The organism is Hydrogenophaga taeniospiralis CCUG 15921 (assembly GCF_001592305.1).
Classification (GTDB): domain Bacteria; phylum Pseudomonadota; class Gammaproteobacteria; order Burkholderiales; family Burkholderiaceae_C; genus Hydrogenophaga; species Hydrogenophaga taeniospiralis.
Genome location: NZ_BCWR01000001.1, coordinates 630,914 through 652,046 on the forward strand (window position 1 = coordinate 630,914; position 21,133 = coordinate 652,046).

A 21,133-nucleotide genomic window follows, 5' to 3' on the forward strand; every position below is an offset into this window, starting at 1 on the left:
CATGCGCCGGCGGCGCGTGTACATCACATTTCAGTATGACCGAAAACCGTCCAAAAAGTGCCTGCGTCCCAGCGCAGGGGTGGTGAATTTGCCTCACCCCAAACAAAAGGGACGGCATCTGCCGTCCCTTTTGTTTGGGGTCCACGGTGGCCGTGGACCCGGTGAAAGAACAACCCGGCCAGGCCGGGCCGGTCTTCACAGGCTGTAGTACATGTCGAATTCGACCGGGTGCGGCGCCATGCGGAAGCGCGTGACTTCGGCCATCTTCAGTTCGATGTAGGCATCGAGCATGGAGTCGGTGAACACACCGCCCTTGGTCAGGAAGCCGCGGTCCTTGTCCAGATAGTCCAGCGCCTGGTCGAGGCTGTGGCACACGGTGGGGACCAGTTTGTCTTCCTCCGGGGGCAGGTGGTACAGATCCTTGGTGGCGGCTTCGCCCGGATGGATCTTGTTCTCCACGCCGTCCAGACCCGCCATCATCAGCGCCGAGAAGCACAGGTAGGGGTTGGCCGAAGGATCGGGGAAGCGGGCTTCGATGCGACGGCCCTTGGGGTTGGCCACGTACGGGATGCGGATCGAGGCCGAGCGGTTGCGGGCCGAGTAGGCCAGCTTCACCGGGGCTTCGAAGCCGGGCACCAGACGCTTGTACGAGTTCGTGCCGGGGTTGGTGATGGCGTTCAGGGCACGGGCGTGCTTGATGATGCCGCCGATGTAGAACAGCGCGAAGTCGCTCAGGCCCGCATAGCCGTCACCGGCGAAGAGGTTCTTGCCGTCTTTCCAGATCGACTGGTGCACGTGCATGCCCGAGCCGTTGTCGCCGGCGTAAGGCTTGGGCATGAAGGTCGCGGTCTTGCCGTAGGCGTTGGCCACGTTCTGCACCACGTACTTCAGGACCTGGGTCCAGTCGGCGCGCTCAACCAGCGTGCTGAACTTGGTACCGATTTCGTTCTGGCCAGCGCCCGCCACTTCGTGGTGGAACACCTCGACCGGGATGCCCAGCGATTCGAGGATCAGGGACATCTCGGCGCGCATGTCTTGCGTGCTGTCGACCGGGGGCACGGGGAAGTAACCGCCCTTGACGGTGGGACGGTGGCCGCGGTTGCCACCTTCGAGCTTGGCACCGCTGTTCCACGGGGCTTCGTACTCTTCGATCTCGTACATCACGCGGCCGGGTTCGTTGCTCCAACGCACGCCGTCGAAGATGAAGAACTCGGGTTCCGGTCCGAAGAATGCGGTGTCGCCCAGGCCGGAGGCCTTGAGGTAGGCTTCGGCGCGCTTGGCGATCGAGCGCGGATCGCGGTCGTAGGCCTTGCCGTCACCGGGTTCGATCACGTCGCACTGCAGGAACAGGGTGGTCTCTTCGAAGAACGGGTCGATGTTGGCCGTGTTGGGGTCGGGCATGAGTTGCATGTCCGAGGCTTCAATGCCCTTCCAGCCAGCCACCGAAGAACCGTCGAACGCGTGGCCCGAAGTGAACTTGTCTTCGTCGAAGTGGGAAACAGGCACGGTCACGTGCTGCTCTTTGCCCCGGGTGTCGGTGAAGCGGAAGTCAACAAACTTGACTTCGTTGTCTTTCACCATTTGCATCACGTCTGCGACGGTCTTGGCCATCAAATACTCCTGTAGCTGGGTGAGTGGAAATAAAAACGACGTACGAGTTAAGCAGTATTTGTGCCATTGCATGACGCTCGACACAGACCCGGAATGCCAATCCCGCTTGCTCGGGCGGGATTATCGCCGAGGCGGTGCACCGCCAAGACGCCACGCACCGGTTTAAAACAGGTGACGCAAGTGTGGGTGGACAAAACAGCAACACCCCTCAGTCAAACCGCACCATCACAGTGCACACCTTCAAATAGCACTCATATGGTGCATTCATTCATCGCACCATTTCAGGGCCAAGCTCGGCGCCACAGGTCTTCAGGCCCGACAGCAGGTCGCCAAAAGCCGCCGCCACCGCCGCCGGCGCGCCCTTGACCCCCAGCTCGATGTGCCGACCGAACTCCGGATGGTCCACGCTGGGCAGACTGAACACCTTGACCGGATGCGTCTGCTCGATGCGTTCCATGAGCGGCGTGAGGGTGGCCTCCATCGTGCCCATGACCACCACCGACCGCTCCTGCCAAGTTCCAGGACGTTGCCAGTGGCGGTATTGCTGGTCCAGCACGGCTTCGATCATGGGCCAGGCCATCACGGGAAACCCGGGCACGAAATGCACCACGCCACCGCCAGGGCCGTCGCATGAAAAGCCCGGAATCCGGTTATAGGGGTTGTGGATGATCCGCGCACCCACCGGAAACACACCCATGTTGTAGCGGTGCACGTTGTCGGCACGCTCGGGGTCAAAAACCTGCCCTTGCTCGGCGGCGATGTCGCGCATGCGCTGCTCGATCAGATCGCGCGCCTCGGGGTGCAAACGCAGCTCCACGCCCAGGGCGGCGGCGGCGCACTGGCGGGTGTGGTCATCGGGCGTGGCACCAATGCCGCCGCAGGAAAACACCACGTCGGCGCTGGCGAACGCGTCGCGCAGCGTGGCCGTGATGCGCTCCCGGTCGTCCCCCACGCAGTGGGCCCAGGTCAGCGACAGCCCGCGGGCGGCCAGCAGCTCGATGACTTTGGGCAGGTGCTTGTCAGCCCGTTTGCCGGAGAGGATTTCGTCTCCGATGATGATGAGCCCGAAAGAAGGTGGCATGGTGGTTTTTGATGGCATTCAGAGATTCCCCATGGATCCGGGCGGCGGCAGACCCAGATCGTCCGGGGCACCCGCGTTGGGCAGATTCGGTGGCTTCGGCCCGACCACATCGGCGGTGTTCGCGTTGACCTCAAACGCCTCAACCGGGACCGTCGCCCGCAGCTGCTGCAGGGCGGTCAGCGCGAAATGGGCAAACCAGAGCGACGCAAACGCAAACACCAGGGTGTAGATCCAGATCGCGACCGGCACCAGCAGCGGCGCCAACGCAATGACCATGGCCCCCGATGCCCACAACAGGCTGGGCGCCGCTCCCAGATAGCCGCTAAGCACCCCCATGAGCAGGAGACTGCCCCGATGCTCATGCAGAATGCGCTTGCGCTCATCGACACTGGCATGCTCGGCCAGCGCGTCAAAGGCAAAGACCCGGTAGGTCAGCCAACCCCAGATCAGCGGGGGCAGGATCAACACCATGGGAGGGACCAGCCACAGCGGCATGGACACCACCAGCACCAGCACGGCGAGCACGGTGGACCCCAGCGACCACAGCACACTCGCCAGCAGCGAACCACCATGCTTGCGCTCCAGCGTGGCAAAGCGCCGCTGCCCCACCAGCGACACCATGGCCGGCGTCATGAGCACGGCCACCAGCAGCAGGCACGACAGCACGATGACCGGCGTGGCCAGCACCAGCACCAGCAGCGGCGCAAACACCGTGCGCAGCGACCCCATGCCCATGCGATCGAGCCAGCTGAGCAAGGCCTGCATCAGCTCGAAGGCTTCCAGCCAGGCGGCCACGGAAGCCACCGCCCCCTCCCAGAAAAAGTAGCCCAGCCCGAACGACACCACCACCATCAGGATCAGGGGAAGGAACGAGAGCGCGATCACGCGCGGATGCATGCAGTAGGCGACGGCGCGCCAAAACGAATCGAACAGCAACTTCATGTGAACAAGAATACAGGGACTCCGCACACCCCCTGATCTCACGGGAATACCCACCCGTGGACACAGCCCGCAGCGGGACCGACCCGCCACCCCCAGCGCGGCGGCCCCAGCGTTTCAGGCTTGGGGCGATGGATACCTCATTTGCGGGATAGGCGGCACCCCCGCTTCTGGGCACAATTCTCAGTTTCAGGCACAGCCCCCCCATGTCACGCCAACCCCGGAACCCGCGCTGCCAGCGGTCCCGAAACGCGGTGGTCCGGCGGCAATAGCAGCGTTGCGGCCGGGGCCCGAATTTCTCAGCGAGGGGCTTTTACACGCCCCAGGCGACCCGACGGGCGTGGTCAGCCCTCGAAGAGCCAAGCAAACCCCAAGGAAATCACGCAAACGGCCTCCCTCCTGCACCCTTGATTGGTTTCTTTTTGAACGATATACATACACTTTGATACAAACAACCCGGACAATGCATTGCTCATGAACTTCTGGCCCACCCCATGGCTGCTTGCAGCGCTGATCCCTGCACTTCTGGTGCTGGGCGCGCTGTTGCACCGGGCCTGGGAAGCCAGACGAACCCGGCGCCAACGGCGCATGCCCAAACATTGGCCCCTGAGCACACGGTCCATCGCCAACAGCGAAGAAGCACGCGTCTGGCACTGGCTGGCGCGGGCTTTCTACGATCACCACATCATGATCAAGCTACCGGTGACCCGCTTCACGCTGCCGCGTGACATGGAACAGGGCATGCATTGGTACCGATTGCTCGGGGGGGTCTACTGCACGTTCACGGTCTGCAAAGCAGACGGCCGTGTGGTGGGATGCCTGGACGTGCCCGGGCGCCTGCCTTTGCCGCGCAGCACCCGCCAACTCAAACATTCGCTGCTGACCCAATGCGGTCTGCCCTACTGGGTGGTTCGATCGAACGCCCTGCCAACCGTGGCAGAAATCCGGGCCGAGTTCCTGGGTGAATCGCCCACCGTTCAGTCCATGCGCGAGCGCGAACAGGAAGAGCGCGCCATCATCGCCGCGCAAACCAACCTGCGTTCGGCCATTTCGCGCCAGCGAAGCAACCGGCAAAGCGACTTCAGCCCACTGTCCACCTGGCCCAACAGCACGACCGGCCAGGCACCCAACAGCGTCCTGGGCTCCCAATGGCAGGAGAACTCGTTCCTGGTCCCTCTGGACAGCCGCAAGGGCGATCTGCTCTAAGCCAGCTCAACCGACGGCGGGAGCGACGACCTTCTGTGTGAGGGCAAAGACCTCAGCGTTCGTGAGCCAGCGCCACTGGCCTGGCAACAGATCGGCGGGCAGCATGAGTTGGCCCACGGAAGAGCGGTGCAAGCCCTCCACCCGGTTGCTCACCGCAGCCACCATGCGCTTGACCTGGTGGTACTTGCCGTCGGTCAACGTCAAACGCAGGTGGTGATCGGTCACGGCCTGGCAGGCCGCAGCCCGCACGGGCCTGGGATCGTCATCGAGCACCACACCTTCGAGCAAACGGGCAATCTGGCGTTCATCCAGTGGGTGCTTGACTTGCACCTCGTACACTTTTGGCACGTGGTGCCGTGGCGAAGTCATGCGGTGGATGAACTTGCCGTCGTCGGACAGCAGCAGCAAGCCCGTGGTGTCCTGGTCCAGCCGCCCCACCGCTTGCACACCCGCCGCCGCGCCGCCCCCCCGGCTGCGCAGTGGCCCCGGCAATAGGGTGTAGATACTCGGGTAGGTGCTGGGCTTTTGCGAGCACTCATACCCCGCCGGCTTGTGCAGCATGAGGTAGGCCAGCGCATGGTAGGCCCAGCGCTCGCCCTGCACCCAGAACTCCAGGCCGTTCTCCTCCCACTCATGGGTCGGGTCCGTGCAAACAGCCTGCTCTGGCCCAACCTGAACCAACCCTTGTTGTGCCAGCCCACAACAGACACGGCGTGTGCCAAAACCCTGGGAGAAAAGAATGTCCTGTAACTGCATCATGGTGGGTGGATTGTCACCGCTGTCAGATGGCACCTCTGCGCATCGGCCAGAATGGGGCTGCGAGTTGCATCAGGTGATCGATCGGTGAAACATACATTCAAGAAGTGGCTTCCCAAGCCGGAGACCGTGCGGGAGAACCGGTGGCTGCGATGGCTGGGCCCGGTGCTGCACCACCCCAGACTGTGGCATTTCAGCCGCAAGGGCATCGCCCTCGGGCTGGCGCTGGGGATCTTCTTCGGGTTGTTGATCCCTGTGGCCCAAATCCCGGTGTCGGCCACGGTAGCGGTTCTTTTGCGGGCCAATCTCCCCATGGCGGTGGCCAGCACCCTGGTGACCAACCCGGTCACGTTCGGGCCGGTGTACTACGGCGCCTACCGCCTGGGCAAACGGATCCTCGGGGAACCCGCGCTCACCGAGGCACAAGCCGAGGCTCTGCTGAAAAGCGCCCACGCGGCGCCCGCTCAAGAACAAGGCTGGACCGACCGCATGGCGCACTGGGCAGGCAGACTCAAGACCGTGGGCAAGCCATTGGTGTTGGGGCTGTCCATCATCGCCACCGTCAGTGGCCTGGCCGTCTATTTCCTGACAAGTGCGTTGTGGATACTCAAAACCCGCTGGACACGTCGCAAGCGGCTGCGCGAGCGCACCACCCGTGATGCGGTCAATGCAGAGTCTTTGAGGGATTGAAAACAAAAACCCCGGGGCATCGGAGCCCCGGGGTTAGGGTGTGTGGTGGAGCTGGGGGGATTTGAACCCCCGTCCGCAAGCCTTCTTCGCGCAGTTCTACATGTGTAGCCGTCTGATTTGAATCTCGCTTCCTGAATCGCGCAGCGGCACGCTACACAGGACGCCAGCAACCTTGAATCTTGTTGTGCGCCAAGTTACCCGACGCCCAACCAGCCTATTGAATTATCTTTGCAGCCTGGACTCTCGCGGCTTGCGCCGTTTGAACCCTTGCCCAGCCCATAGGCCTGCTGTTGCAAAGCTCACCGGCAATTAAGCGGCGAGTGCGAAACGTTCGTCGTTTGCAGTTAGTTTTTTTCTGCGGTTTTACGAGGTGACAGAACCTCGACATGCCCTGCTGCGTGTCCGAACCCACGTCGAAACCAGTGCAGCCCCTGAGTGACCAAGTTTAAGGCAGTTCCAGCAATTGCAAGACCTGCAGGGGCGAAAAAACCTCGGCGTCGGCACCCCAGGTCGATGCGTCGGCCCCCAGTCCGAGGTAACCGTAGTGCGCAGCCACCGTGGGCATGCCGGCGGCCCGCCCGGCCTGGATGTCGCGCTGATCATCCCCCACGTAAAGGCACTGCGCCGGCAGCACCTCCAGGCGCCGGGCGGCCTCCAGCAGTGGCTCGGGATGGGGTTTGGCGTGAGGGGTCGTGTCACCGCTGACGATGGTGCCCGCAGTGTCAAAAAGGCGCATGGCCCGGGTCAACGGCGTGGTGAAGCGGTGGGACTTGTTGGTCACCACCCCCCATAGCAGCCCGCCTTGCACCAGCGCCTCCAGCAGTTGATCCACTTCATGGAAGGGCCGGGTGCGCTCCGTCAGACAGGCTTCGTAGTGGGCAAAAAACTCCTGTTTGAGCGGTTCATAGCCGGCATGATCCGGATCGATATCAAAAGCCACACGCAACATGCCCCGAGCCCCAGCGCCGGCCAGTGGTCGGTAGCGCTCCGGCGGCAGCGGGGCCAGACCACGCTCGGTGCGCATGGCGTCGGCCGCCGCACCCAGATCGGGTGCGCTGTCGATCAAAGTGCCATCCAGGTCAAACAACACGGCCCGAATACCGCGGAACACGCGACCGGTCATGGCTTTTGTGTCGCGATCAGGTAGTTCACGCTGGTGTCCTGACTCAGCCAGTAACGTTGGGTGAGCGGGTTGAACTCCATGCCACGCGTCTGCATCAATTCCAGCCCGGCGGCACGGCAATGGCTGGCCAACTCGCCGGGCCGGATCATTTTGGCGTACTCGTGCGTGCCCTTGGGCAGCATCTGCAGCAGATACTCCGCACCGACGATGGCAAACAGGAACGACTTCGGGTTGCGGTTGATGGTGGAAAAAAACACCCATCCCCCGGGCTTGACCAGCTCCGAGCAAGCCCGCACCACGGAAGCCGGGTCCGGCACGTGCTCCAGCATTTCCATGCAAGTCACCACATCAAAGACGCCGGGCTGCTCCAGCGCTATAGCCTCTGCGCTGATTTCCCGGTAGCTCACGTTCTGCGTACCCACCTCCAGCGCGTGGAGCTGGGCCACTTTCAGCGCTTTGACGGCCAGATCAATGCCGGTGACCTGCGCACCCTTGCGCGCCATGGAATCCGACAGGATTCCGCCGCCACACCCCACATCGAGCACCTTTTTTCCACTCAGGCCTGCCAGCCCATCGATCCAGCCCAGACGCAAGGGGTTGATCTGGTGCAGGGGCCTGAACTCACTCTCAGGATCCCACCAGCGATGGGCGAGGTCGGAGAATTTGGCCAGTTCGGCGGGATCGGCATTGACAGTTGGATTCATGCCGCCAATTTTCACATGGCTTCAGGGTTGCAGACCGTGTTGATCGGCAAAACGCCGCCGCTCCGCCATGACTTCCCGCCGCGTGATGCATGCCTTGGGCGCGGTCGCGTTTCGAGCCTTCCAATGGTTCCGGTATGCAGGGTTCTGGTAAGGATCTGCCACGACGTAACCGGAGCGCCCCACACACGGTCCACTGGGTGGACAGTCTTTCCATGTCGCCCCAAAAACGATGCGCCCGTCGCGGGTCAGCCCGGGGAAAGCGCTGGCCAGCACCAGGGTGCGCAAATCCTCCACCTGAAACGCGCCGGTCTCGGGAGGCAAGCGCCGATCGAGAAAGTACACGCTGGAATTGGAGGTGTAGACCAACATCGCAGGTGCGCTGGTCGCGAACCCAAACACAGCCTTGCCAGGGGTGGCACGCAGGTCCCACCTCAAATCGCAGGGGTGCTCTTCATCCAAAGCCCCCGTGGCCAAGCCATACACGCGCATGCTCGGTCGACCCTGTCGCGGATTGATCGGTATGGCCGAGAATTCCAGGCCATCGACCGAAATCATGGGTAAGGTGTACACATTGCCATCGACGCTCTGCCTGTGAGCACAGATGAATTGCGCACCGGTGTCGTGCACGACATCAACCCGCCCACCGTGGTCCCGCAACCCCAGGGTTCGGACCTGCAGTGGGCCCGTCCCCTGCCCCGTGCGGTCCCCCTGCGGCCAACTCATGGACCGGATCCAGATCAACGACGGGTCTGGGACTTCTGCAGCCGGAAGCTCCGAGGCAGCGGCATAAAACCCCCGCATTCCCCCCGCAAACAGGGGCTGCGATTTTTTCTGCCGATGCAGAACATCAGACAACCGGTAGTGACTCCCGTTCACATCCACCAGGAAACGCCAACTCCCCTGTACCGGAAACGCCTCGTTGCTCAAGGGTGTGCGGTAAGCCTGCAAAGCTCCCGATGGTTCGACCGGCAGCTCGATCAAAGACACATGCCCGAGCAAACTGCCCGAGAAGGACCTCAGCACAAAGCGCCCGTCAGGGCTAATGCGTTCGTAAGATCCCAAGGCGGCCATGCCATTGCTGTCCTTCCCGACCACGGCTGGGTCGAGGGCGAGGTAGCTGACGGGATCGATGCACGCGTCAGGGTCGCGCGTGTCGGCTTGGCCGGTAACGGCTGCCAAACACAGCGCGCAGGCCAGCGCGATCAACCGCCCCACCTGACCCGCTGACAGGAAAGGCTGTCGATCACTTGAAGCACCCTTGAAGCTCACCTGGGTTCCTCCCGGTTGAGCCGGGGCCCTGGCCTGGCGCTTTTCGACGTTTCATGCAACAAAGCGCGGCGCCGAAATTCCAGGGAGTCCCGCCACGCGGTATCGGGCATGACGCCCAGGATGGGCCATGTATGCATGCTGAAGTCGAGAAATACCAGGCTGTAAGGCAGGTGATCAACCCGACTCCAGAGCGAATGACACTCGGCCGGCAGATCATGCAGCCGCTGGCGGTCGGTGCCATCAAGCCCGGACGCGACCAAGGCGTCATCCCACTCCGACGCCGGCACCCGCGGGTCTTTCAACGCAAGCACCTGGAAGTGGGACTCTTCTGCCACGGCCCTCATACGAGGCCACTCGTGAAGGCTATACACCATGCGCGGCGACAACAGCATCGCCACAGTAGCCTGCGTTGGCACCCCGGTAGGGCCCGCCAACAGACAGTGGCGCTCAAGCGCCGTCGCATCCCGCACCGGATACCCCTCGTGTGGGCTTTCAGCCGGTCTGGGTGCAGCTGTGCCACAGGCGACCAGTGCCAGGCACCACAGGCAAAACAACAACCGGTTCATGGATCGACGACCAGAAAAAAGCCCCATGTGCTTTCACACATGGGGCCTTGCGTCAAAAACGCAGCAAGCGCGGTACTTAGTTGCCGGCGCGGGTGCCCACAACTTCCACTTCCACGCGACGGTTCTTGGCGCGACCTTCACGGGTGCCGTTGTCGGCCACCGGCTGGGACTCGCCCTTGCCTTCGGTGTAGATGCGATTGCTTTCGATGCCCTTGCTCACCAGATAAGCCTTGACAGCTTCGGCGCGGCGATTGGACAGCGACTGGTTGTATTTGTCAGAGCCAACGGAGTCGGTGTGACCCACGGCAATCACGACTTCCAGATTGATACCGGAAACCTTGCCAGCCAGATCATCCAGCTTCGCCTTGCCTTCGGGCTTGAGCACAGCTTTGTCGAAATCGAAGAATGCATCTGCTGCATACGTCACCTTGGTGGCCACGGGTGCGGGAGCAGGTGCGGGAGCTGGGGCCGGTGCAGGAGCGGCCACTGGAGCGGGAGCAGGTGCCGGGGCCGGCACGATGGCGCCATCGCAATCCTTGGCCGCCGTGGCAGGCGTCCAGCTGGAATTGCGCCAGCACAGAGTGCCGTCGCCATTCTTCCATTGAAGATTGCCATGGCCGCTGCGCCAGTTGTCGTTGGTTTCGGTGCCACTGGAGGGCGCAGCAAAAGCACTCGTCGCCAGAGCAGCGGATGCAATCAACATTGCCACTTTGTTCAGTTTATTCATGGTTTTTCCTCTTGGTATTGCCCCAGACGGGCTGCTATTGACAATGACGCTTGAAGTGACCACCACTCAACACGTTGAATTTATTGTGCCACAAGCAACTATAGCCTTCTGTGCGCTGCCAGACCGTGTTGTAACCACATTCTGCTGACCCAACTCATTCGTTGCTGAAGCACAACAAACCTGCCAATTCAAGCCTGCGTCCCGCCACCACTAAAATGAGCGGTTGCCTTTTGGCTCACACACGTACACCAGCACCCGTTCATGACACAGTTCGCCAAAGAGACCCTGCCCATCAGTCTTGAAGAGGAGATGCGCCGCAGCTACCTCGACTACGCCATGAGCGTGATTGTCGGTCGTGCTCTGCCTGATGCGCGCGACGGGCTAAAGCCCGTGCACAGGCGAGTGCTGTTTGCCATGCATGAGCTCAACAACGACTGGAACCGCGCCTACAAGAAGTCGGCGCGTATCGTGGGTGACGTCATCGGTAAATACCATCCCCACGGCGACAGCGCGGTCTATGACACCATCGTCCGCATGGCACAGGACTTTTCGCTGCGCCACATGCTGGTCGATGGCCAGGGCAACTTCGGTTCCGTGGACGGCGACAACGCCGCAGCCATGCGCTATACCGAAATCCGGCTGGCAAAGATCGCCCACGAAATGCTGGCCGACATCGACAAGGAGACGGTCAACTTCGGCCCCAACTACGATGGCTCGGAAAAAGAGCCTCTGGTGCTCCCGTCGCGCTTGCCCAACCTGCTGGTCAACGGATCGTCCGGTATCGCGGTGGGCATGGCCACCAACATCCCGCCGCACAACCTCAACGAGGTGGTCGATGCCTGCCTGCACCTGCTGAAGAACCCCGAAGCGACCATCGATGAGTTGATGGAGATCATCCCGGCGCCCGACTTCCCCACCGCCGGCATCATCTATGGCATGAACGGTGTCCGGGACGGCTACCGCACCGGACGCGGCCGTGTGGTGATGCGCGCCAAGTGCCATTTCGAAGACATCGACAAAGGCCAGCGCCAGTCCATCATCGTGGACGAGCTGCCCTACCAGGTCAACAAGAAGACCCTGCAGGAGCGCATCGCCGAGCTGGTGCACGAGAAGAAGATCGAAGGCATCAGCCATATCCAGGACGAGTCGGACAAGTCCGGCATGCGACTGGTGATCGAACTCAAGCGCGGTGAAGTGCCCGAGGTGGTGCTCAACAATCTGTACAAGCAGACCCAGCTGCAGGACACCTTCGGCATCAACATGGTGGCCCTGATCGACGGTCAGCCGCGCCTGTGCAACCTCAAGGATCTGATCCAGGTGTTCTTGGAACACCGCCGCGAAGTGGTGACGCGCCGCACGGTGTTCAACCTGCGCAAAGCGCGCGAGCGCGGCCATGTGCTCGAAGGCCTGGCTGTTGCGCTGGCCAACATCGACGATTTCATCCGCATCATCCGCGAATCACCCACGCCGCCGGTGGCCAAGGCCGAGTTGATGGCCCGCCCCTGGGACAGCCAGCTGGTCCGCGAAATGCTGACCCGCACGCGCGCCGACGGCGGCGTGATCAACGCCGATGATTACCGCCCGGATGGACTCGAAAAAGCCTTCGGCATGGGCAGCGATGGCCTGTACCGCCTGTCCGAGACCCAGGCGCAGGAGATCCTGCAGATGCGCCTGCAGCGCCTGACCGGTCTGGAGCAGGACAAGATCGTGGCCGAGTACAAGGAAGTCATGGGCGAGATCGACGATCTGCTCGACATCCTGGCCAAACCCGAGCGCGTGTCCGCCATCATTGGCGAAGAGTTGACGGAGGTGAAGATCGAGTTTGGTCAGACCAAGCTGGGTGCCCGCCGCAGCGAGATCGAACACAGCGCGCAGGACCTCTCCACCGAAGACCTGATCACGCCCACCGACATGGTGGTCACGCTCTCGCACAGCGGCTACATCAAGAGCCAGCCGCTGTCCGAGTACCGTGCCCAGAAGCGTGGCGGCCGTGGCAAGCAGGCCACAGCGACCAAGGAAGACGACTGGATCGACCAGCTGTTCATCGCCAACACGCACGACTACATCCTGTGCTTCTCCAACCGCGGCCGCCTGTACTGGCTCAAGGTCTGGGAAGTGCCCGCGGGTTCGCGCGGTTCGCGCGGGCGCCCCATCGTCAACATGTTCCCGCTGCAGGAAGGCGAGAAGATCAACGTGGTGCTGCCGCTGACCGGCGAGATGCGCAGCTTCCCGTCCGACCGCTTTGTGTTCATGGCCACATCCATGGGAACGGTCAAGAAGACCGCGCTGGACGAATTCAGCAACCCGCGCAAGGCCGGCATCATTGCGGTGGATCTGGATGACGGCGACTTCCTGATCGGCGCCGCGCTCACCGATGGGCAGCACGACGTGATGCTGTTCTCCGATGGGGGCAAAGCTGTGCGCTTCGACGAAAACGACGTGCGCCCGATGGGTCGCAATGCGCGTGGTGTTCGCGGCATGATGATCGAAGACAGCCAGAGCGTGATCGCCATGCTGGTGGCCGAGGATGAAGAACAGAGCGTGCTCACCGCCACCGTCAATGGCTACGGCAAACGCACACCGATCGGTGAGTACACGCGCCACGGCCGTGGCACCAAGGGCATGATCGCGATCCAGCAAAGCGAGCGCAACGGCAAGGTGGTGGCCGCCACGCTGGTGCACACCGACGACGAGATCATGCTGATCACCGACAAGGGTGTGCTGGTGCGCACCCGCGTGTCGGAGATCCGCGAGATGGGTCGGGCCACTCAGGGCGTGACCCTGATCGCGCTGGACGAGGGTGCCGAGCTCTCCGGCCTGCAGCGCATCGTGGAGAACGATGCCAACGTGCCGGAACTCGCCGACCCGGGCGAGGCGGATGACACGGGCGCTGAAGCGCCATGACGCGTCCCTACAATTTTTCCGCCGGTCCGGCCGCCATGCCGGCCGAGGTGCTGCAACAGGCCGCCGCCGAGATGCTCGACTGGCAAGGCAGCGGCATGAGCGTGATGGAAATGAGCCACCGCGGCAAGGAATTCAAGTCCATCATTGAGGCGGCCGAATCGGATCTGCGCGAACTGCTGGCCGTTCCGGCCCATTTCCGCATCCTGTTCATGCAGGGCGGTGGCCTGGCCGAAAACGCCATCGTGCCGCTGAACCTCTCGCGTGGTGGGGCGGTGGACTTTGTGGTCACCGGCAGCTGGAGCCAGAAGTCGTTCAAGGAAGCCGGCAAGTACTGCGAGACCCGCCTGGCCGCCAGCAATGCGGCACAGGCACACACCGAATTGCCCGACCCCGCTTCGTGGCGGCTCAGCCGCGATGCCCAGTACGTGCATCTCTGCAGCAACGAAACCATCAACGGCATCGAAGTTCATCACCTGCCCGACCTCAAGGCGCTGGGCAGCGATGCGCCGCTGGTGATCGACTTTTCATCGCACGTCGCATCGCGGCCCGTTGACTGGTCGCGCGTCAGCCTGGCTTTTGGCGGCGCGCAGAAAAACCTGGGGCCAGCCGGTCTCACGCTGGTGGTGGTGCGCGAGGATCTGTTGGGGCACGCGCTGCCCATCTGCCCGAGTGCGTTCGACTACAAGACCGTGGCCGACAACGGATCCATGTACAACACGCCCCCCACCTACGCCATCTACATGGCTGGCCTGACCTTCCAGTGGCTCAAGCGCCAGACCGAGGGTGAACTCTGCGGTGTGGCGGCCATGGAGCAGCGCAACCTGGCCAAGGCGGCCCTGCTCTACGATTTCATCGACCAGTCGCAGCTGTATGTCAACAAGGTGGCCGGGAACTGCCGCTCGCGCATGAACGTGCCTTTTTTTCTGCGCGATGAGTCGCGCAACGAAGCCTTCCTGGCGGGCGCCAAGGCCGCAGGTCTGTTGCAGCTCAAGGGCCACAAATCGGTCGGCGGCATGCGGGCCAGCATCTACAACGCCCTGCCGCTGGCGGGCGTGCAGGCGCTGGTGACCTACATGCGCGACTTTGAAAAAACCCGGGCCTGACCCCATGACGCAACCCACACAGTCCGAGGCCCTCGGAGCCCTGCGCGTCCAGATCGATTCGCTCGACCAGCAGTTGCTGTCGCTGCTCAACCAGCGTGCAAGGGTGGCCGAGCAGGTGGGCGAGATCAAGCGCGCCGAAGGCTCGCCCTTCTTCCGTCCGGATCGCGTCGCCCAGGTCATCGAGAAAATCCAGGCAGCCAACCAGGGGCCGCTGCTCAACCAGCACGTGGCCTCCATCTGGCGCGAAATCATGTCGGCATGCCTGGCGCTGGAAGCGCCACAGCGGGTCGCTGTGCTCGGGCCGCAGGGAACGTTCTGCGAACAGGCGGCGATCGAGTTTTTCGGTGGCGCCGCCAACCTGATCTACTGTGCCAACTTCGACGAGGTGTTCCACGCCACAGCGGCGGGTACCGCCCAGTACGGTGTGGTGGGCATGGAAAATTCCACCGAAGGCGTGGTGGCCCGTTCGCTGGACCTGTTCCTGCGCTCGCCGGTACACGTCGTGGGCGAGGTCAGCCTGCTGGTGCGGCACAACCTGCTGCGTCAGGTGAACGACCTCAACGGTATCGAAGTCGTCATGGCGCACCCGCAGGCGCTCGCGCAATGCCAGAACTGGCTGAGCCAGCACCTGCCCAACGCCGAGCGCCGCGCCGTGGACAGCAACGCCGAAGGCGCCCGCCTGGCGGCCACCAACCCTGCCTGGGCCGGACTGGCCAGCGAACGTGCCGCCGCGCAGTTCGGTCTGCACATCGTGGCCCATGCGATCCAGGACGAGGCCTACAACCGCACGCGTTTCGCCGTGATCTGCCTGCCCCAGACGCTGGCCATGCCACCCGCCACCGGCAAGGACTGCACCAGCCTCGTGGTGTCGGTGCCCAACCGGCCAGGCGCGGTGCACGACCTGCTGGTGCCGCTGAAGAACAACGGCGTGTCCATGACGCGCTTCGAGTCGCGCCCCGCCAAATCCGGGCAGTGGGAGTACTACTTCTACATCGACATCGCCGGCCACCCCTCTCAGCCGCACGTGGCGGCTGCTCTCGAAGAGCTGAAGGGACTGTGCGCGTTCTACAAGGTGCTGGGTGCGTACCCGGTCAGCGAATAAATGAGCGCCCTCCTTCACACACCTTCTTTGCGCCCATTGGGGCTGCCCGCCGGGGGTCCCGATGTTTGAACAATTGGGACTGATCGGTTGCGGCCTCATGGGTGGCTCGTTCGCACTGGCCCTCAAGAAAGCCGGACTGGTCAAGCGCGTCGTGGGCTACAGCAAGTCGCCATCCACCACCGAGCGGGCGCGCCAGATGGGCGTGATCGACGTGGAGGCCCCTTCGGCCCTGCTGGCTGTCAGCGGCGCCGACCTGGTGTTGCTGGCGGTGCCGGTCTCAGCCACTGAAACGACCTTCAAGGCCATCCGCCATCTGGTGGGACCGAACACGCTCATCATGGACGTGGGCTCGACCAAGCGCGAGGTGATCGACGCCGCGCGCCGCGTGCTGCGCGACCAGGTCGGTGTGTTCGTCCCCGCCCATCCGATCACAGGCAAGGAACTTGCCGGCGTGGAAAATGCCGATCCGGATCTGTACGCCGGACGCCAGGTCATTTTGACGCCCATCGAACGCACGCAACCCGCCCAGCTGGACAAGGCTCACGCGGTCTGGACGGCGCTGGGTTGCCATGTCAAGCAGATGTCGCCCGAGGCCCATGACGCTGCCTATGCGGCCGTGAGTCACCTGCCGCACATGATCGCGTTTGCGCTGATGAACGCCGTCACCGGGCAGTCGCAGGGCGAGGAGTTCCTCTCGCTGGCTGGTCCGGGGTTTCGCGATTTCACCCGCATCGCGGCGAGTGATCCCAGCATCTGGCGCGACATCCTCATGTCCAACCGCGAAGAACTGCTCGCCCAGTCCAGGCACTTCCAGCGGGCCCTGCATGCCTTTGAAACCGCGATCGCCGCGGACAACCCGGATGCGCTGGAGTCGCTGATCGACCGGGCCAGCACCTCGCGCGCCCACTGGCGCATGAGCGCCATCAAACCCCGGAGCTGATCCGCCGTTTCCGCTGGTGCTCGCGCACCGCAAGCCCCCTTCGTGCATGTATTCCATTGACCATCTCGACATACCGCCATTAAAGAGCGCTGGCGGCAGTGTCCGCCTGCCGGGCTCCAAGAGCATCTCCAACCGGGTGCTGCTGCTGGCGGCTCTGAGCGTGGGCCACACCGACATCACCGACCTGCTCGACTCGGACGACACACGCGTGATGCTGGCAGCCCTGGCACAGCTGGGTTGCCGCATCGAACCCCAGGACGACGGGGCGCTAAGGGTGCACGGGCTGGGCGGCACGCTGCCCGTGAAGACCGCGCAGCTGTTCCTGGGCAACGCCGGCACCGCCATGCGCCCGCTCACCGCGGCCCTGGCGCTGCTGGCCAGTCAGCACGGTGGCGCGTTCGAGCTCAGCGGCATCGCCCGCATGCACGAGCGGCCGATCGGTGACCTGGTGGACGCCCTGCGCCAACTGGGTTGCCCGGTGGACTGTCTCGGCCAGGAGGGCTATCCGCCTCTGTGCCTGGGCAACGGTCAGCCGCAGGCGCTGAATCTCGGCTCACCCATCCGCGTGCGCGGCGATGTGTCCAGCCAGTTCCTGACCGCGCTGCTGCTGGCCCTGCCTCTGGTGGCCCGGCAGGACATCCACATCGACGTGGTCGGTGAACTGATTTCCCGCCCCTACATCGAAATCACCCTCAACCTGCTGGAGAGGTTCGGCGTCCAGGTCCAGCGCCATGGCTGGTCGCGCTTCACCATTCCGGCGGGCAGCCGCTACACCTCGCCCGGGCGCATTCCCGTCGAAGGCGACGCGTCTTCGGCCAGTTACTTCATCGCGTTGGGCGCGCTGGCGCCCGCGTCGCCCGGCAGGGACGGCATCACCATCGAGGGCGTGGGCCTGGCTTCCATCCAGGGCGACATCCGCTTCGTGGAAGCCGCCCGACTGATGGGCGCGCAGATCACCGGCGAGGCCAACCGGCTGCACATCCGGCGCGGCCGATGGCCGCTCCAGGCCATCGAGCTGGACTGCAACCACATCCCGGACGCGGCGATGACGCTGGCCGTGATGGCGCTCTACGCCGACGGCACCACCACCCTGCGCAACATCGCCAGTTGGCGCGTGAAAGAGACTGATCGCATCGTCGCCATGGCCACCGAATGCCGCAAGCTCGGCGCCACCGTGGAAGAAGGCGCGGATTTCATCCGCATCACCCCGCCGGCCACCCCGGCGCACTGGCGGGCCGCATCCATCCACACCTACGACGACCACCGGGTCGCCATGTGTTTTTCGCTCGCGGCGTTCAACCCGGCAAGCCTGCCGGTGCGCATCGAAGACCCGAAATGTGTGGCCAAGACCTTCCCGGACTACTTCGAGGCCCTGTTCGACGTGTGCCAGGCCGACGCCGCCCGCATTCCCGTGATCTGCATTGATGGCCCCACCGCCTCAGGCAAGGGCACCCTGGCTGCCGAGGTCGCGCAACGACTGGGCTACCACCTGCTGGATTCCGGCGCCCTGTACCGGCTGGTGGGTCTTGCAGCTGGCAAGGCCGGCCTGTCCACCGCGGAAGACGATCTGCGCCAGCCTGATCAGGCCCAGCGCCTGGGCACGCTGGCGGCGGGGCTGCAGGTGCGCTTTGACGGCCCGCGCATCTGGCTCGATAGCGTGGAGGTGAGCGACGCGCTGCGCAGCGAAGTGGCCGGCATGGCGGCCTCACGCGTGTCGGCCGTGCCCGAGGTGCGCGCCGCCCTGCTCACCCTGCAGCACGGTTTTCGACGCCTGCCCGGGCTGGTGGCCGACGGGCGCGACATGGGCACCGTGATCTTTCCGGACGCGCCGCTCAAGGTGTACCTCACCGCGAGCGCCGAGCAGCGCGCCCAACGGCGATATAAGCAGTTGATTTCAAAGGGAATTGCTGCTAACATCGACAGTCTTTTGGCGGACTTGGAAAAGCGCGACCACCGGGACTCGTCCCGGGCACACGCGCCACTCAAGCCAGCCGAAGATGCCTTGCAACTGGACAATTCCGGGCTGGACGTCGAGCAATCGGTGCAGCAGGTCTTGAACTGGTGGCAAGGCAAAACGGTGTTCTCGGGCAACTGAGTCCACCACCTTGATGGCCCAGACGGCACGGCCGGGTGTTCACAACCCGCAGGCCCGATGGTTCTTTCACTTAACCCCGCGGTGTCACGCACCGCAACGTCAACGCCGCCCATCCGTCGATCTCCGTGCGAACCGCCTTCTGGTGGATCCGCGCCCGACTGTTTGAGCGGTTTTAGGAAATTCAATGTCTGAATCTTTTGCCGCCCTGTTCGAAGAGTCCCTCAAACGCGCTGAAATGCGCTCGGGCGAAGTCATCACCGCTGAAGTCGTTCGCATCGAACACAGCCACGTGGTGGTCAACGCCGGACTGAAGTCGGAAGCCTACGTTCCGCTGGCCGAATTCAAGAACGACCAGGGCGAACTCGAAGTCCAGGTGGGCGACTTCGTGTCGGTCGCCATCGACTCCGTGGAAAACGGCTTCGGCGACACCCTGCTGTCGCGCGACAAGGCCAAGCGCCTGGCCTCGTGGATGTCGCTGGAAAAAGCGCTCGAGTCCGGCGAATTCGTCACCGGCACGACCTCCAGCAAGGTCAAGGGCGGCCTCAAGGTCATGGTCAACGGCATCAGCGCTTTCCTGCCGGGCTCGCTGGTCGACAGCCGTCCGACCAAGGACCTGACCCCGTACGAAAACAAGACCCTGGAATTCAAGGTCATCAAGCTCGACCGCAAGCGCAACAACGTGGTGCTGAGCCGCCGCGCCGTGGTGGAAGCATCCATGGGCGAAGAGCGCGCCAAGCTGATGGAAACCCTGAAGGAAGGCGCCATCGTGCACGGCGTGGTCAAGAACATCACCGAATACGGTGCGTTCGTGGACCTGGGCGGCATCGACGGCCTGCTGCACATCACCGACATGGCATGGCGCCGTGTGCGTCACCCGAGCGAAGTGGTGACGGCCGGCCAGGAAATCACCGCCAAGATCCTCAAGTTCGACACCGAGAAGCACCGCGTTTCCCTGGGTCTGAAGCAGATGGGCGACGACCCGTGGATGGGCGTTTCGCGCCGCTACCCGCAAAGCACCCGCATGTTCGGCAAGATCACCAACATCGCCGACTACGGTGCATTTGTTGAACTCGAACCGGGCATCGAAGGCCTGGTGCACGTCTCCGAAATGGACTGGACCAACAAGAACGTGGCCCCATCCAAGCTGGTGTCGCTGGGCGACGAAGTCGAAGTCATGGTGCTCGACATCGACGAAGACAAGCGCCGCATCTCCCTGGGCATGAAGCAGTGCCGCGCCAACCCCTGGCACGAGTTTGCCGAACAGACCAAGCGCGGCGACCGCGTCAAGGGTCCGATCAAGTCGATCACCGACTTCGGCGTGTTCGTGGGTCTGGCTGCCGGTATCGACGGCCTGGTGCACCTGTCCGACCTGTCCTGGAACGAAACCGGCGAAGCCGCCGTGCGCAACTTCAAGAAGGGCCAGGAAGTCGAAGCCATCGTGCTGGCCATCGACGTGGAGCGCGAGCGCATCTCCCTGGGCATCAAGCAGCTCGACGGTGACCCGTTCACCACCTTCGTGTCGGTGAACGACAAGGGTTCCATCGTGACCGGCAAGGTCAAGACCGTGGACGCCAAGGGTGCCGAGATCGATCTTGGCGAAGACGTGCTGGGTTACCTGCGCGCCAGCGAAATCAGCCGTGACCGCGTGGAAGATGCGCGCAACGTGCTGAAAGAAGGCGATGAAGTGAATGCCGTGGTGGTCAACATCGACCGCAAGACGCGCAACATCCAGTTGTCCATCAAGGCCAAGGATGCCGCTGACCAGCAAGAAGCCATGGCATCCCTGAGCCAGCAGTCTTCTCGCGAAAACGCCGGCACCACCAGCCTGGGCGCCCTGCTGCGCGCCAAGCTCGACAACAGCAACAACTGAACCGACTGAACCTGGGCGGGTGCGCGAGCATCCGCCCGGTGCAGCCCAACAGAACGACCGAGTTTTCCCCCAGACATGACCCGCAGCGACCTCGTTGAAGCCCTGGCTGGCCGTTTTGGCCAGCTCACCCACCGCGATGCCGAATTCGCCGTCAAGGCCATCCTCGACGCGATGGGCGATGCGCTGGTCAAGGGACACCGGATCGAGATCCGTGGCTTTGGCAGCTTCTCCGTCAACCGCCGTTCTCCCCGCGTCGGGCGCAACCCGCGCTCGGGCGAGAGCGTGATGATTCCGGAAAAGCGCGTCCCCCATTTCAAGCCGGGCAAGGCCCTGCGTGAACAGGTGGATGCAAAGACCGCCGAGATCCTGGCCCGTGCGCCGGACAAGCCGGTCTGAGCCGGCGCCCTGCTCGCTACAATCGTCCCACCACAGAGGGGATGATTTGAA

The 21,133-nt window shown here is 63.4% G+C and carries 18 protein-coding genes and 1 other RNA gene; 9 read left to right on the forward strand and 10 right to left on the reverse strand.

Annotated features, from left to right (window positions below; genetic code table 11):
- Positions 1-195: 195 nt before the first annotated feature.
- The 3 genes from glnA to HTA01S_RS02895 all read right to left on the reverse strand — a co-directional run bounded on the left by glnA (position 196) and on the right by HTA01S_RS02895 (position 3,634).
- A complete protein-coding gene (gene glnA, locus HTA01S_RS02885) occupies positions 196-1,611 on the reverse strand; it encodes a type I glutamate--ammonia ligase (protein ID WP_068167029.1) in 1,416 nt (471 codons plus the stop codon).
- A 268-nt stretch (positions 1,612-1,879) separates the two neighbouring features.
- Entirely contained in the window at positions 1,880-2,692 is an 813-nt protein-coding gene (locus HTA01S_RS02890) for a competence/damage-inducible protein A (RefSeq protein ID WP_068167030.1), read from the reverse strand.
- A gap of 18 nt (positions 2,693-2,710) precedes the next feature.
- Positions 2,711-3,634, reverse strand: coding sequence for an EI24 domain-containing protein (locus HTA01S_RS02895; protein WP_084235794.1), 924 nt, complete (start codon positions 3,632-3,634; stop codon positions 2,711-2,713).
- A 471-nt stretch (positions 3,635-4,105) separates the two neighbouring features.
- Between HTA01S_RS02895 and HTA01S_RS02900 the strand changes: the two genes are divergently transcribed.
- Positions 4,106-4,837 (forward strand): hypothetical protein, encoded by a 732-nt coding sequence (locus tag HTA01S_RS02900; RefSeq protein ID WP_068167031.1) that lies wholly within the window; start codon positions 4,106-4,108, stop codon positions 4,835-4,837.
- A gap of 6 nt (positions 4,838-4,843) precedes the next feature.
- Here HTA01S_RS02900 and HTA01S_RS02905 read toward each other — a convergent pair whose 3' ends face one another.
- On the reverse strand, positions 4,844-5,593 hold the full coding sequence (locus tag HTA01S_RS02905; protein WP_068167143.1) for a 16S rRNA pseudouridine(516) synthase: 750 nt from the start codon (positions 5,591-5,593) through the stop codon (positions 4,844-4,846).
- 87 nt (positions 5,594-5,680) lie between these two features.
- Between HTA01S_RS02905 and HTA01S_RS02910 the strand changes: the two genes are divergently transcribed.
- Entirely contained in the window at positions 5,681-6,283 is a 603-nt protein-coding gene (locus tag HTA01S_RS02910) for a DUF2062 domain-containing protein (protein WP_245637974.1), read from the forward strand.
- Positions 6,284-6,326: 43 nt separating this feature from the next.
- Here HTA01S_RS02910 and ssrA read toward each other — a convergent pair.
- From ssrA to ompA, 6 genes are all read right to left on the reverse strand, one after another.
- Positions 6,327-6,715: a transfer-messenger RNA gene (gene ssrA / locus HTA01S_RS02915) on the reverse strand.
- A gap of 13 nt (positions 6,716-6,728) precedes the next feature.
- Complete coding sequence (gene gph / locus HTA01S_RS02920; protein ID WP_068167144.1) at positions 6,729-7,394, reverse strand: phosphoglycolate phosphatase; 666 nt, start codon at positions 7,392-7,394, stop codon at positions 6,729-6,731.
- Positions 7,395-7,402: 8 nt separating this feature from the next.
- Entirely contained in the window at positions 7,403-8,110 is a 708-nt protein-coding gene (gene ubiG, locus HTA01S_RS02925; RefSeq protein WP_068167033.1) for a bifunctional 2-polyprenyl-6-hydroxyphenol methylase/3-demethylubiquinol 3-O-methyltransferase UbiG, read from the reverse strand.
- Positions 8,111-8,131: 21 nt separating this feature from the next.
- Entirely contained in the window at positions 8,132-9,379 is a 1,248-nt protein-coding gene (locus HTA01S_RS02930) for a hypothetical protein (RefSeq protein ID WP_068167034.1), read from the reverse strand.
- On the reverse strand, positions 9,376-9,714 hold the full coding sequence (locus HTA01S_RS02935) for a hypothetical protein (protein ID WP_157571941.1): 339 nt from the start codon (positions 9,712-9,714) through the stop codon (positions 9,376-9,378). Before HTA01S_RS02935 ends, HTA01S_RS02930 begins: the two co-directional genes overlap by 4 nt.
- 307 nt (positions 9,715-10,021) lie before the next feature.
- Positions 10,022-10,672: an outer membrane protein OmpA gene (ompA, locus tag HTA01S_RS02940; RefSeq protein WP_068167036.1), complete on the reverse strand. Its 651-nt coding sequence runs from the start codon at positions 10,670-10,672 to the stop codon at positions 10,022-10,024.
- 261 nt (positions 10,673-10,933) lie between these two features.
- On the opposite strand from ompA, the gene gyrA reads away from it, so the two are divergent.
- The 7 genes from gyrA to HTA01S_RS02975 all read left to right on the forward strand — a co-directional run bounded on the left by gyrA (position 10,934) and on the right by HTA01S_RS02975 (position 21,082).
- Positions 10,934-13,576, forward strand: a complete 2,643-nt coding sequence (gyrA, locus tag HTA01S_RS02945) for a DNA gyrase subunit A (RefSeq protein ID WP_068167037.1) — start codon at positions 10,934-10,936, stop codon at positions 13,574-13,576.
- The gene (gene serC / locus HTA01S_RS02950) at positions 13,573-14,679 is read left to right on the forward strand and encodes a 3-phosphoserine/phosphohydroxythreonine transaminase (protein ID WP_068167038.1); all 1,107 of its coding nucleotides are present in this window, start codon (positions 13,573-13,575) and stop codon (positions 14,677-14,679) included. Before gyrA ends, serC begins: the two co-directional genes overlap by 4 nt.
- 4 nt (positions 14,680-14,683) lie before the next feature.
- Positions 14,684-15,781 carry a prephenate dehydratase gene (gene pheA, locus HTA01S_RS02955; RefSeq protein WP_068167039.1) on the forward strand — a complete coding sequence of 366 codons (1,098 nt, stop codon included), beginning with the start codon at positions 14,684-14,686 and terminating at the stop codon, positions 15,779-15,781.
- A gap of 61 nt (positions 15,782-15,842) precedes the next feature.
- Complete coding sequence (locus HTA01S_RS02960) at positions 15,843-16,721, forward strand: prephenate dehydrogenase (RefSeq protein ID WP_068167040.1); 879 nt, start codon at positions 15,843-15,845, stop codon at positions 16,719-16,721.
- Between the two features lie 46 nt (positions 16,722-16,767).
- Positions 16,768-18,816, forward strand: a complete 2,049-nt coding sequence (locus HTA01S_RS02965; RefSeq protein WP_068167145.1) for a bifunctional 3-phosphoshikimate 1-carboxyvinyltransferase/cytidylate kinase — start codon at positions 16,768-16,770, stop codon at positions 18,814-18,816.
- Positions 18,817-19,000: 184 nt separating this feature from the next.
- Entirely contained in the window at positions 19,001-20,686 is a 1,686-nt protein-coding gene (rpsA, locus tag HTA01S_RS02970) for a 30S ribosomal protein S1 (protein ID WP_068167041.1), read from the forward strand.
- 75 nt (positions 20,687-20,761) lie between these two features.
- Positions 20,762-21,082, forward strand: a complete 321-nt coding sequence (locus HTA01S_RS02975) for an integration host factor subunit beta (RefSeq protein ID WP_068167042.1) — start codon at positions 20,762-20,764, stop codon at positions 21,080-21,082.
- Positions 21,083-21,133: the final 51 nt, after the last annotated feature.

Bases quoted from the DNA above. Each gene is read 5' to 3' on its own strand.
- glnA (WP_068167029.1), bottom strand. From the start codon at position 1,611: ATGGCCAAGACCGTCGCAGACGTGATGCAAATGGTGAAAGACAACGAA.
- HTA01S_RS02890 (WP_068167030.1), bottom strand. From the start codon at position 2,692: ATGCCACCTTCTTTCGGGCTCATCATCATCGGAGACGAAATCCTCTCC.
- HTA01S_RS02895 (WP_084235794.1), bottom strand. From the start codon at position 3,634: ATGAAGTTGCTGTTCGATTCGTTTTGGCGCGCCGTCGCCTACTGCATG.
- HTA01S_RS02900 (WP_068167031.1), top strand. From the start codon at position 4,106: ATGAACTTCTGGCCCACCCCATGGCTGCTTGCAGCGCTGATCCCTGCA.
- HTA01S_RS02905 (WP_068167143.1), bottom strand. From the start codon at position 5,593: ATGCAGTTACAGGACATTCTTTTCTCCCAGGGTTTTGGCACACGCCGT.
- ubiG (WP_068167033.1), bottom strand. From the start codon at position 8,110: ATGAATCCAACTGTCAATGCCGATCCCGCCGAACTGGCCAAATTCTCC.
- ompA (WP_068167036.1), bottom strand. From the start codon at position 10,672: ATGAATAAACTGAACAAAGTGGCAATGTTGATTGCATCCGCTGCTCTG.
- gyrA (WP_068167037.1), top strand. From the start codon at position 10,934: ATGACACAGTTCGCCAAAGAGACCCTGCCCATCAGTCTTGAAGAGGAG.
- serC (WP_068167038.1), top strand. From the start codon at position 13,573: ATGACGCGTCCCTACAATTTTTCCGCCGGTCCGGCCGCCATGCCGGCC.
- pheA (WP_068167039.1), top strand. From the start codon at position 14,684: ATGACGCAACCCACACAGTCCGAGGCCCTCGGAGCCCTGCGCGTCCAG.
- HTA01S_RS02960 (WP_068167040.1), top strand. From the start codon at position 15,843: ATGTTTGAACAATTGGGACTGATCGGTTGCGGCCTCATGGGTGGCTCG.
- HTA01S_RS02965 (WP_068167145.1), top strand. From the start codon at position 16,768: ATGTATTCCATTGACCATCTCGACATACCGCCATTAAAGAGCGCTGGC.
- rpsA (WP_068167041.1), top strand. From the start codon at position 19,001: ATGTCTGAATCTTTTGCCGCCCTGTTCGAAGAGTCCCTCAAACGCGCT.
- HTA01S_RS02975 (WP_068167042.1), top strand. From the start codon at position 20,762: ATGACCCGCAGCGACCTCGTTGAAGCCCTGGCTGGCCGTTTTGGCCAG.